Genomic DNA, 12,307 nt, shown 5'->3' with positions numbered 1-12,307 from the left:
CCTCGATCTATCGCAAGTTCGGGGCGCTGATCCGGGCCGAGGTTTCCGACGTCGATGTCGCGCCCCTGCGCCTGGTGGCCGATGCGTTCCTGTGCGGGAGTTTCCGCTTCGTCGAGGAATTCCACGAATAGGGCGAGGTGCCCGATCGGTTCGATGCAAGAAAAAGGGCCCGGCCGCGTGAAGCGAGCGGGCCCTTTTCGATGCTGGGCGGTAGCTCAGTCGATGGTCACGACCACCAGCGACTTCGCCGGAAGATCGAACACCAGCTCTCCGCCGCGCGAGCGGGCGGCGTAGGGCGCCGGCGTGATCCGCTCGGGATTGTCGAAGGTGTTGTGCGTGTCCAACTCCGGACCGGTGATGATCCGCCCGCTCGCGGTCCCTTCCAGGTTGGTGGCAACCCGCGCCGGCGTGTCTGGGCTGAGGTTGATCAGCGAGACGATCAGCTTGCCGTCCTCACCGCGCGCGACCGACACGTCGACCAGCGGAAGGTCGTATTCACCTTCCACATAGCGCGGCGTGTCGACCTCGGCCTGCAAAGGCACCGCTCCCCGGAACGGACGATACATGTCGAGCGCGTGGTAGGTGGGGGTCAGCAGCATTTCCTCCCCGTCGGTGAGGATCGAGGCCTGCAGCACATTCACCATCTGCGCGATATTGGCCATCTTCACCCGGCGGGTGTGATCATGGAAGACGTTCATCGTCAGCCCCACGACCAGCGCATCGCGCAGGCTGTTCTGCTGGTACAGGAAGCCGGGCGTCGATCCGGGTTCGGAATCGTACCAGGTGCCCCATTCGTCGACGTAGAGATCCACCCGTCCCTCAGGATCGTGCTTGTCCATGATCGCCACGTGATTGGTAACCAGCTCGTCCATCCGGAGGGCATGGCTTAGCGTGCTGGCCCATTGGTCGCGGCCGAAGCCGGTGGCTGGGCCCTTGTCCTCCCAGCTGCCGGGAAAGGTGTAGTAGTGGATGCTGATCGCATCCATCGTGTGACGCGCCTCGCGCATCAGTGTCTCGGTGAAATTGTAATCGTCGACATTCGCACCGGTCGCCACCTTCACGATCGACTTGCCCGGAGGCGCCTTTACGAAAGTCGAATAGCGCCGGTGAAGGTCTGCGGAATAGGATGGCTGCATGTTGCCTCCGCAGCCCCAGCTTTCGTTGCCGATCCCGAAATAGGGCACGTCCCAAGGCTCGTCGCGACCATTGGCTCGGCGCATTTCCGCCAGGTCGGTCGGCAGGTCTCCGGTCATGTATTCCATCCAGCGTGCCATTTCGACGGCGGGCAGCGATCCCATGTTGCCCGCGACATAGGGCTTGGCACCGAGAGCTTCGGAATAGTTCAGGAATTCATGGGTGCCGAAGGCGTTGTCCTCGATCACCCAGCCCCAGTGGGTGTTGAGGCGGACGGGGCGTTCCGCCCGCGGGCCGATGCCGTCGCGCCAGTCATATTCGTCGGCGAAACAGCCGCCCGGCCAGCGGACGACGGGAATTTCGAGTTGCTGGAGTGCTACGAGCACGTCGGTCCGGAAACCGTCGGTATTGGGAATGGCCGAATCCTCCCCGACCCATACCCCTTCGTAAATGCCCCGGCCCAGATGTTCCGCAAAGTGTCCCTGCACCTCGGGTTCGATCCGGGGGCCGGTGGCATCGAAGTCGACCTCGACGCTCACGTTCTGCGCCGGCTGCTGCGCCATCGCACCCGATACGCCCAGGCTGGCGACACCCGCGATTGCGATCGCCGCTCCCCTCAGTGTTCTTCTCATCAAACTCTCCCCTTCGGTTGCCGGATCGAAGCCCGGTCCTGATCGTGCAATGTCAAATCGGCCGGTGTCCAACGCCGCTGGCGTGTCCCGACCGTACGGACAATAATCAGACTTAAGTTAACCTGACAAGCGATCACCGGCCCTCATAAGGGACTCGCAGGATATTCACCGTCTCGCCAAACGCCCAGAAAGCGCAATAGTATCAGATGTTTATGGATCGCAACTGGGAGTATTGCGCATTCGTTCGGGCTGCGTTACAAGTTGTCTGATAAATAAGAAAATCGATCCATGGGAGGATTTCTGGAATGAAATACACCGCGTGTAAACTCGCAGGCGTGTCCGCAATGGCGCTTGCGCTCGGATGCCTGGCGAGCCCCGCCGCAGCGCAAACCACGGGTACGCAGCCCGATCCCGTGCCCGAGGAGGAGGAGGGACCCGAGCCGGCAGAGGGGACGCCGGCCGATCCCGAGGCATCGGAGATGATCATCGTCACGGGCATCCGCGCCGCGCTTTCCGAAGCGATCGAAGTGCGGCGGGAGTCTTCTCAGGTGGTCGATTCGATTGTAGCGGAAGATATCGGCAAGCTGCCGGATAACAACGTGGTCGAGGCACTGCAGCGCCTTACGGGTGTTCAGGTGACCAATCGGGAGGGCGGCGAAACGAACACCCTTTCCATTCGCGGCCTGCCCGACGCGCTGACGACATTCAACGGACGCAAGATTTTCACCGCTTCGGGCACCGCCTTCGCGCTGGCCGACATTCCCGCCAACCTCGTCAAGCGGATCGACGTCTACAAGACACGGTCGGCGACGCAGATCGAAACGGGACTTGCAGGCCAGGTTGACGTGATCACCCGTCGCCCGCTCGATTTTGATGGTTTTGCGCTCTCGGCTAACGCACGCGGAGTTTACAACGAGGCTGCGGACACCTTCAATCCTAACGTCAGCCTATTGCTGAGCAACAAGTGGGAAACCGGCATCGGCGACATCGGCGTGCTCATAGCGGGCAGCTATTCGAAAGCGGAATTCCGCGACATGAGCGTCTTTTCCGGCGCCCTGGTTCCTTTCGTGACGGAGAATCCGCCCCCCGGAACAGGCTTTACGCCGCTTCAGCGGGTGTTCCCCGACACGGGCGCGTGGACACCGGGCCTGGAAACCGGCATTCCCTACGAAGCCGGATCGACCTTCACTCTCAACGGGATCGAAACCCCATATTACCTCGCGCGCGACGCCAACTTTGCGCCCGATGTGTATGGTGAGCGCGAACGGCCTGCGATCAATGCCGCTCTCCAGTGGGCTCCTAACTCATCCAGCACCTACACTGCGGAATTCCTCTACAACGGCTTCCGGTCGAACACATTCAACAACCTTCATTTCACCTTCGTCGACTGGTGGGGCTCGCTCGGTCCCAATCCGGGGTCGACCTTCAATCTCTACGAAGGAACGAACATTATATCCGACCGCGTGGTCGGCGATGTCTTCGGTTTCCAGAGCGGCGATTTCACCGACAACAAGACCGACAGCTACGTCGGCGCGTTCAACGCTGACTGGCAGATCGGCGATAACCTGAGCGTCACTACCGATCTTTCTTACCAGTGGAGCAAGTTCGAAACGCAGTTCCTGGCCACGCGCCTGACGCGTGTCGCCCCGCAGATCACTGTCGATTTCAACGCCGACGATGGTCTGCCGAGCTGGAGTTTCGACGACAATACGCGCCTCTACGATCCGACCGCATGGACGGTCGGCGAACTCTACGACAATGCTGGCACCTCGCAGGGCGACGCGATCACCTGGCAGACGGATGCGGCGTACGAGTTCGACGCGAGCATCCTCAAAGCGGTTCGTGCAGGCTTCCGTTTCGATAAGCGCGGCGCAGCAGATACTGTTCGCGAGCAGGATGCGCCGGCCCTCGGCCAGCCCCTGACCAACCTGCCGGCCGAATCCTATTTCATCAGCGACGACTTCTTCAACGGGCGCGCCGATGTCCCGATGTCGTGGATCAATATCAGCGGCCAGTGGCTGCAGGACAACGCGGATTTCGTCCGGCAGCTCTATGCCGACAGCGTCGACCCGGGCATCCTTTTGTCGGATGAGTTCAACCAGGTCGAAGTGTTCAACATCACCGAAAGAACACTCTCGATCTATGGCGAAGTCGACTTTGAGCATTACGTCGGCGACGTACGTCTCTTCCTGCAGGCGGGCCTGCGCTATGTCGATGTCGATACCGACCTGACCTTTACCGATCGTCTTTCGGGCACGGTCGTGGACGACGAGGCGAAGGCGAGCGAGTTCCTGCCTTCGATAACGGCGATTGCGGATCTGACCGACAACTTCCGGGTCAGGTTTAATTACGGTCGGACCCTTCGGCGTCCGGGATTTGCCGATCTCAATCCGTATTACGCCCTCACTGGGGACCTGACGGACGTGGGCCGTGGCACCGGGGCCGGGGGCAATCCGAACCTCGAGCCGACGCGTTCGACCAACTACGACTTCTCGCTCGAATGGTACTTCCAGCCTGACAGCGCGATTTTCCTGACCGCGTTCAAGCGCGATGTGGAAGGCCTGGTTGTGCCGCTGGTCACGGTGCTCGAGATTCCCAATACCGGCCTCAACACGGATCTTTTTGCCATAACGCGGCCCGAGAATGCCTCGGATGGCGAGTTGAAGGGGCTTGAACTCGGCTTCGTCTACTTCCCGACCTTGCCGGGCATGCTCAATGGCCTGGGCGCAACCGGCAGTCTGACGCTGCTCGACAGCAACCAGACGATTCCGATTTCCAACCAGGCGGGCGAGATCGTCGACACGACGGAAAGCGACTTCTTCGGCGTCTCCGACCTGTCCTACAATATCACGGCAGCTTATGATCGCGGTCCACTGGGACTCCGCCTGTCTTATGTCTGGCGGAAAAACTTCCTCAACAACAACGAGGAGCGCAATTTCGCCGGTCCGCTGGGCGTGTGGCGGCGACCGGAAAGCAGCCTCGATTTCCAGCTGAACTATAACCTTACGGACAATTTCGGCGTCACCTTCGATGCCGTGAACCTAACGAAGGAATATCAGCAAACCTACTATCGCTTCGGCGAGTTCGGGGGGCCGGACGAGTTCAATCTGGGCAATACGCTGCTCGCGCGGACTTTCGCCCTCGGTGTGCGATACACTTTCAACTAAGGCTCTCTCCCCAGGGTCCGCGCCGCTGGGGCGGTCCCTTACCTACGCAAAGGCCCGGCTGGTATGACCAGCCGGGCCTCTTTTTTTGCGGCGGCAATCGAGAGGGTGGCTACGGGGCAGCGCCCGTAACGAACACGTTCCAGGAGAGCGGCTTCAGCGTCGCCCGCAGAGCCTGCCACTCCAGCTCAGCGTCTGGATGCGCATGCGGCGCGACCCGGTCGGGGGTGTCGCGGTCGTTGATCGCTTTGATATCCTCGTGATGGAGCTCGATCGCCTCGTCCAGCGCGCGCGGCCCCATGTTGCGCAAGTCCACCTCCAGTTCCATCTCATGATCGACCGAGCGGTTCAGCGCGAACACTGTCGCTCGCCCGCTATCCGGATCGTGCACCACGGCCGTCAGCAGGCAGGGCGCGGCCTCGTGCTTGCCGGCTGCGAAAGTCTCGGTCTCGACCTTGCACCGCAGTGCGGTGCCCCGTCCGAAGCGGGAGGCCTGGGCGAAGGGATGGAAGATCGTCTGCCGCCATGCGGGGCCGCCGGTCTCGGTCATGATCGGCCCGATCACGTTGACGAGCTGCGCGATGCAGGCGGCCTTCACGCGATCCGCGTGGTTGATCATGGTCAGCAGCGCGCCACCGACGACCAGCGCGTCCTCGAAATTATAGACCTCTTCCAGCAGGTGCGGCGCGATCTCCCAGTTCTCCGCGCGCAGGTCCGACCCGCTGCGCGCGCGATACCAGACGTTCCATTCGTCGAGCGAGAGCATGATGCGCTTGTCCGACCGCCGCTTCGCGGCGACCGAGTCCGCGATCGAGACGACTTCGGAAATGAACGCATCGAGATCGTCGATCACGGTCAGGAAACGATCGACCTCGTTCTCGTGGTTCTCGAAATACTGGTGCAGAGAGATGAAATCGACATGCTCGAACGTGTGGTCGAGCACCTCGTATTCCCACGCGCCGTAGGTGGGCATTTCGCGGTGCGAGGATCCACATACCGCCAGTTCGACGTTCGGATCGGTCCACCGCATGACCTTGGCGGTTTCGGTGGCGATCCGACCGTACTCCGCAGCGGTCCTGGCACAGGTCTGCCAGGGGCCGTCCATCTCGTTGCCGAGGCACCAGAACTTGATGGCGTGCGGCTTCTCCACACCATGGTCGCGGCGCATGTCCGCATGCAGCGTACCCTCGGGGTGGTTGCAATATTCGAGGAGATTCTGCGCCTCCGCGGGCCCGCGCGTTCCAAGGTTTACCGCGAACATCGGCTCGACCCCGGCCTTGTCGCACCACACCATGAACTCGTTGGTGCCGAACTGGTTCGTCTCGGTGGATCCCCAAGCGAGGTCGAGGCGCACGGGGCGATCTTCCTTTGGCCCGACGCCGTCCTCCCAGTTGTAGCCGGACACGAAATTGCCGCCAGGGTAGCGCACGATGGAGACGCCCAACTCCGTCGTCAGGTCGAGCACGTCCTGCCGGAAGCCGTTCTCATCCGCCATCTCGTGATCGGGCTCGTAGATGCCGCCATAGACGCAGCGGCCCAGATGCTCGACGAAGCTGCCGTAGATGCGCGGATCGACGGCGGAGATGGTGAAATCGGCATCGGCGATGACGCGGGCCTTGAGCATGGCGTGATCCTGTTCTGGTCTAGATGTTGGAAAGGACGTCGTTCACCCGCCGCTCCATGTCGGCGAGCGCCTGATCGATCGTCTTGGCGCCCGAAATAGCCGCTGCCGCTTCCTGCCCGACGATGGTTTCGATCGGGAACTGGCGGCGAATGTCCTTGGGCAGCGGGGTCGCGGTGCGGGCGAGTTCGGCCAGCTGCTCGCGATGGGGCAGCGCGCGCCATTCCTCGCTCTCGATCGCCGCCTGCATGGCGGGAAGGTGGCCGGTGCGCGCCCAGGCGGCATCGTTGCGCGCAAAGAATGCGAGGAAGCGCATGGCCGCATCGCGCTCGGCATCGCTGCGGTTCCGGTTGCGTGGCATGGCGAAGCCGTGGGAATCGGCGAAGGTCCGGTTCGCCGCGTCGAACAGCTGCGGATAGGGATAGACCGCGTAGCCGCCCGAAAGCGGTCGATCCTGTTCCATCGAAGCTGCGGTGAATGTCTGCACCATCCACGTACCGACCAGGAACACGCCGCCATCCCCGTTCATGAAGCCCGACACGGCAGCACTGTAATCCTGGTTCTTGGTCGTCATGTCCTGTTCGTGGATGGTCCGGAACAGGCGAAGGGCCGCCGCGGCTTCGGGCGTCTGGAAATTGGCGCGGCCGTTCTCGTCGAACAGGGTGCCGTTCTGCTGCATCACGAAAGTGTAGAAGTTGCGCGTGAAGCCGGCATATTCGTTCGCGGTCCCCTGGACGAAATAGGGTTTGCCGGTGCGCTCGCGGAACTGGCGCGCGTGACGATAGAGCTCTTCGGGGCTTTCGGGCAGGATCAGTCTGCCGTTGCGGACCAGCCCAGCCTCGCGGAACAGGTTCATGTTGATGTGCCACAGCGGCGCCCAGCTATCGATCGGCAGCGCCCAGAGTTGTCCGTCGATGGTCATCGCGGTGCGCGCCGCCGCGGTCAGATCCGATGGCTCGATCCCGCGTTCGGCCAGCTCGGCCCCCACCGGCTCCAGCAGGCCCCGCGCCTGGTAATCGGCCAGCACCGACCCATGCATGGTCACGAGATCGGGCGCGTCGTTCGCCGCAAGCGATGCAGTCAACTGGTCGTATCCAGGCCAGAATACGATGTTCTCGACCACGTCGACATCCGGGTTCTCGGCCTCGAAGCGGTTGATGAGCGCGGTCATGATGCCGCATTCGCCCTCTGCCTCCGCCGGATCGACGACGTCTCCGTACTCCGCCTCGCACGCGCCGAAGACACGCTGGATGACGATCTGAGTGCGCCCATCCTCGTCGTTGCCGCCCGGTTGCGAACAGCCAGCCAGCGCGAGCAGGAGCAGGGCGGTCAATCGCCTCATCGACCCGCTGCCCCGGCGACCGCCTGCACGATGTATTTCTGGAAGAAGAGGTACACGATCAGGATCGGCAGGCCCGCCAGCACCGCCTGCGACATCAGGAAGCCCAGCCCCTCGGTCTGCGCGAAGTTCATTTGCGAAGAGGCGATGCCCACGGTCAGCGTGAACATCGACTTGTTGGTCGCCGAGATCAGCGGCCACCAGTAGTCGTTCCACGCGCCAAGGAAGGTGAATATCCCCAGCGTCGCCTGCGCGGGCAGGGTGAGGGGCAGCAGAACGTGCGTGAAGATGCGCAACGGGCTCGCTCCGTCGAGCGCGGCCGCTTCGTCCAGATCCTTCGGGATCGCCTTGAAATACTGGGTCATCAGGAAAACGCCGAAGGGGGCGGCGAGGCCGGGCGTGATCAGCGCGAAATAGGTGTTGTGCAGGTTCGCCCAGCCGAACATCAGGTGGCGTGCGATGATCACCGCCTGTTCGGGAACAGCGAGGCCCAGCAGCACGATCACGAACAGCGCGTCGCGCCCCGGAAAACGCATGCGCGCAAACGCATAGCCCGCGAGCGACGAGAGGGTGAGCACCCCCGCCGTCATCCCCAGCGAGACAATCAGGCTGTTGGCGATCCAGCGGAACACCTGGCCGTCGCCGAACAGCGTTCGGTAGTTCTCCAGCGTATAGGGCGCGCTGAAGACCGAGTTGGGATCGACCAGCAATTCGCTGTTCGCCTTGAGCGAGAGGCCCAGCACCCATAGCAGCGGCGCCAGCGTCAGGATCGCCGCGAGCACCAGCATGGCGAGAACGATGGGCGAGGTGCGCTTGCTCATCGCGCATCCTCGCGCCGGGTGGTGATCCAGTACTGGATCATCGCGGCGACCAGGATCATCCCGAACAGCACCTGAGCAGCCGCCGCGGCATAGCCCAGCTCCCACTGTCGCCAGCCGGCCTCGTAGATGAAGAGCACGACCGGACGTGTCGCGTTGTTGGGTCCGCCCTGCGTCATCAGCTGCGGCTGGCCGAACAGCTGGAACTGCAGGATCACTTCGATGATCAGCACCAGCGCGAAGGTCCGCTTGATGGCGGGCAGAGTGATGTGGCGCAGCGCCTTCCACCGGCCCGCTCCGTCGAGCGCAGCCGCTTCGTAGAGGTCGCGCGGCACCTGCTGGAGGGCCGCGAGGAACAGCACCATCGGCAGGCCGATGCACCACCAGATGGTGGTGATCGCGATGGCGATCATCGCCAGGTTCTCGTCATTGAGGAAGGCGGGGGCGGAGGTACCGAACCATCCCGCCACCACGTTCAGCAAGCCGCTGTCGGGCAGGAAGACCAGCCGCCAGACCAGCGTGACGACCGTCACCGAAAGGACCGTAGAGGCGAAGAAGATCGCGCGCAGAACCGTCGCCCATCGAGTCTCGCGGTTCAGCGCCAGCGCCAGTGCGAGGCCGATGATCGCGAGTGTGGGAACGGTCAGCAGGACGAAGTAGAATGTGTTGCCGACCGTCTGGAGGAAGATCGGATCACCGAGCAGGCGGACGTAGTTGGCAAGGCCGACCGTGCGCTCGATTCCGAACAGATCGCCCTTGGTGAAGGACAGCCAGATGCCGATGGCGAGCGGCACCACGATCATCGCGACGAAGACGATCAGGTAGGGCAGCACAAACCAGACGGCATGCCGGTCGTAACGGACCGATTTCTTCGTATTAGCCGGGATCGGCGCAGTCGGTTCGTGGGCGAGCGTGGTCACTGTGCAGCTTCGCCGAAATGCGCGTTCCCGTCTGAATCGAACAGGATCGCGCGCTGGCTCTCGAACCGCAGGCCCACGCTGTCGCCCGAGGCGACCGTGGTGTCGCCGCGATCCTCGGCCACGATCTGTGTGCCGTCGGAGAGCCGGGTGTAGACCAGCGTCCGCTCGCCCAGCCGTTCTACGATCACGACGCTGGCATCGATAGTCCCCGCGCCCGGCGGGGTGATGCCGACATGCTCTGCGCGCACGCCGAGTTCCGCCTGCTGCCCGGCGAGATCGGCTGCGGGGATCGTCGTGTCGAGCAGCTCTCCGCGTCCAAGGCGCAACGCGGCGCGACCCTGGGCCGCGTCCACCTGTCCAGCGATCAGATTGATCTTTGGTGAGCCGACGAACTCGGCGACGAACTTCGACGCCGGGCGGCGATAGATTTCCATCGGCGTGCCGCACTGCTCGATCCTGCCGCCGTTCAGCACCACGATCCGGTCGGCCAGCGTCATCGCCTCGACCTGATCATGGGTGACGAACACCATCGTGGCGCCCAGTCGCTTGTGGAGTTGCGCAAGCTCCAGCCTGGTGCGTGTGCGCAGGGCTGCATCCAGATTGGAAAGCGGTTCGTCGAGCAGGAAGAGCTTGGGCTCCTTCACGATCGCGCGCGCGATCGCGACCCGCTGCCGCTGGCCGCCCGACAACTGGCCGGGCTTGCGGTCCAGCAGAGGCTCGATCTCAAGACTGGCAGCGGCGGCGCTGACGCGTTCATCGATGGTCTGCGCGTCCGTGCCCGCGTTGCGCAGGCCGAAGCTCATGTTCTCGCGCACGCTCATGTGCGGATACAGGGCATATTGCTGAAATACCATCGCCACGCCCCGGCGGCCCGGCGGCAGGGTATCGATTCGCTCCTCGCCCAGATGGATCGATCCGGCGTCCAGATCTTCCAGTCCGGCAATGGCGCGTAGGAGTGTCGACTTGCCGCAGCCCGACGGGCCGAGAAGGACGAGGAACTCGCCCGGAGCGACGTCGAGCGACAATCCGTCAATGACACGCGGTCCGCCATAGGACTTCGCGATGTCCGCCAGTCTTAATGCCTCTCCCATTTGTCTGACTTATTCCGCAGCCAATGGAGCGTCAAGCGCAGGATGCGATCTTCGACGTTCTGCTCGCATACCAAGCGCCCTTCACTCGGACGGTTACACATCGACTGCCCTGTCGTAGGTCCTGACGCTGCCTAGCGCTTGGCGTGCTGAATGAGAATCGGAGGGCGTAACTCGTCCTAAGGTGTGGCGCTTTGACACCCTCAATGTATGGACCGCGGAGGGGGCCGGTTCTGAACCGATGGCTGCATTCCACGAAACGACGCCCCGCACGCTGTTCCATGCCAATTGAGTTGTCCTGATCAAGATCGCGCGCGGCAAAATTCGCTTTACTGGCGTCGACCGAGATCGGGGTGCTGGCGGGGGTACGCCAAGTCGAGTGAGATCATAAAAGCCAAGAAAAGTAGAGGGATAAGTCCTGGAATAGAATCCCACCCTCTCCGCCACTTCCAAGTTTCCAGCGATTTTCAACGAACCCGGGCGAACTGCTGCGCGCGCGTTAGAAACTCACGGCTCGACAGGTCGGGTCCGCCAAGGTCGGTATCCCTTGCGTTGGAGGCCATCTGTACCTGCGTGTGCGTCCGAATGGCCGATCGTGGTTCTTCATCGGCACGGTCGATGGCAAGCGGTTCAAAAGAGCGATGCAAAGGCTCGGCGGCGAGTCGCTACCGGGTCGCGATCATCCTTTCAGCACGCGCCGTGGTGTGGAGTGCGCCGCGCCAACGGCGCCTTCCGATACCGGGGATCAGCGTCATTCCGAACATCCATCCCAGGGCGGCATCGCAAGCGCGGGCCCCTCTGCGGCTGCGATTTCCAGGGCGAGACGGTGGGTAATCGAGGTCGCGCTCAAACTGTCGGCGATCCACATCTCGGTATCCTGTCTGAGTGCGGGCGACATGATGACCGTATCTTTTCTGGAGCCGGAGGTTTGCACGAACCCTGCCTCGGCGGCGGCGCTGATCAGGTTGCTGACATGCGTGCGCGACACCATGCTGCGTTCGGCAGCGCGCGTCAGGAAACCGGGCTGCGTCGCACCATCGGCCGCCTCTGCAGTTTCCATGTACAAGAGCATCAAAACCCTGGTGCCCACGGTCTTCTGGATGAAAAAATCCGCACCCGGGTTGGCACTCATCACACGCTGGACGACACCGAGCGACTGAAGCGACGCCCGCCTGAAGGCATGATGGTAGACGGCATCGCCCCGCAGGGCGGCGTCGTACCCCTCCTCGGGGAAGAGACGGTGAAGCGGCGCATGTGTTACGGGCATGAACTGCCGGTCGAGAGCGATCATCTGCTGTGTCGGACGCAGCAGCCTCACGCGGCCGTCGTGAGGAGCGCGGACCGACCTCAGGAGGCCGTCGTTCTGCATTTTCGATACGAGTTCGGTGATGTTGCGCCCGCCCGGTATGCCCAGTGAGGGGAGGACGCGTTGCAGCTTCCCGATAGTGACCCAGCTGTCCGGATCGTCTTCGCGCTCGCCCGCCAAAAGGCACACGATGAGGCTGAAGGTGGTATAGCGCGAGAATTCGATCAGCCACCGCAGGCGGATCGACTCATCGTACAGGCCGAGGAGGCGCGCGGCCATTATGGC

8 protein-coding genes are annotated in these 12,307 nt (G+C 62.8%); 1 reads left to right on the top strand and 7 read right to left on the bottom strand.

Features of this window, described 5'->3' with window-relative positions:
• Positions 1-215: 215 nt before the first annotated feature.
• The gene (locus tag DL238_RS13195) at positions 216-1,766 is read right to left on the bottom strand and encodes an alpha-N-arabinofuranosidase (protein ID WP_199798049.1); all 1,551 of its coding nucleotides are present in this window, start codon (positions 1,764-1,766) and stop codon (positions 216-218) included.
• A 305-nt stretch (positions 1,767-2,071) separates the two neighbouring features.
• Here DL238_RS13195 and DL238_RS13190 point away from each other — a divergent pair, with 305 nt between their 5' ends.
• The gene (locus DL238_RS13190; RefSeq protein WP_234031075.1) at positions 2,072-4,933 is read left to right on the top strand and encodes a TonB-dependent receptor; all 2,862 of its coding nucleotides are present in this window, start codon (positions 2,072-2,074) and stop codon (positions 4,931-4,933) included.
• Positions 4,934-5,042: 109 nt separating this feature from the next.
• On the opposite strand, the gene arfA is transcribed toward DL238_RS13190, so the two are convergent.
• The 6 genes from arfA to DL238_RS13160 form a co-directional block, all read right to left on the bottom strand.
• Positions 5,043-6,554 (bottom strand): arabinosylfuranosidase ArfA, encoded by a 1,512-nt coding sequence (arfA, locus tag DL238_RS13185; RefSeq protein ID WP_115492672.1) that lies wholly within the window; start codon positions 6,552-6,554, stop codon positions 5,043-5,045.
• Positions 6,555-6,573: 19 nt separating this feature from the next.
• Entirely contained in the window at positions 6,574-7,893 is a 1,320-nt protein-coding gene (locus tag DL238_RS13180; RefSeq protein WP_115492671.1) for an extracellular solute-binding protein, read from the bottom strand.
• Positions 7,890-8,711 (bottom strand): carbohydrate ABC transporter permease, encoded by an 822-nt coding sequence (locus DL238_RS13175; RefSeq protein WP_115492670.1) that lies wholly within the window; start codon positions 8,709-8,711, stop codon positions 7,890-7,892. The genes DL238_RS13180 and DL238_RS13175 overlap by 4 nt, the downstream gene beginning before the upstream one ends.
• Positions 8,708-9,628, bottom strand: coding sequence for a carbohydrate ABC transporter permease (locus DL238_RS13170; protein WP_234031074.1), 921 nt, complete (start codon positions 9,626-9,628; stop codon positions 8,708-8,710). Before DL238_RS13170 ends, DL238_RS13175 begins: the two co-directional genes overlap by 4 nt.
• Positions 9,625-10,719, bottom strand: a complete 1,095-nt coding sequence (locus DL238_RS13165; RefSeq protein WP_115492669.1) for an ABC transporter ATP-binding protein — start codon at positions 10,717-10,719, stop codon at positions 9,625-9,627. Before DL238_RS13165 ends, DL238_RS13170 begins: the two co-directional genes overlap by 4 nt.
• Positions 10,720-11,467: 748 nt before the next feature.
• Positions 11,468-12,301: a hypothetical protein gene (locus DL238_RS13160; RefSeq protein WP_115492668.1), complete on the bottom strand. Its 834-nt coding sequence runs from the start codon at positions 12,299-12,301 to the stop codon at positions 11,468-11,470.
• Between the last annotated feature and the right edge of the window lie 6 nt (positions 12,302-12,307).

It is taken from the genome of Alteriqipengyuania lutimaris (genome assembly GCF_003363135.1).
Lineage (GTDB): Bacteria > Pseudomonadota > Alphaproteobacteria > Sphingomonadales > Sphingomonadaceae > Alteriqipengyuania > Alteriqipengyuania lutimaris.
The sequence above is the reverse complement of the archived record's forward strand: the minus strand, read 5'-3'. Positions and strand labels throughout refer to the sequence as shown.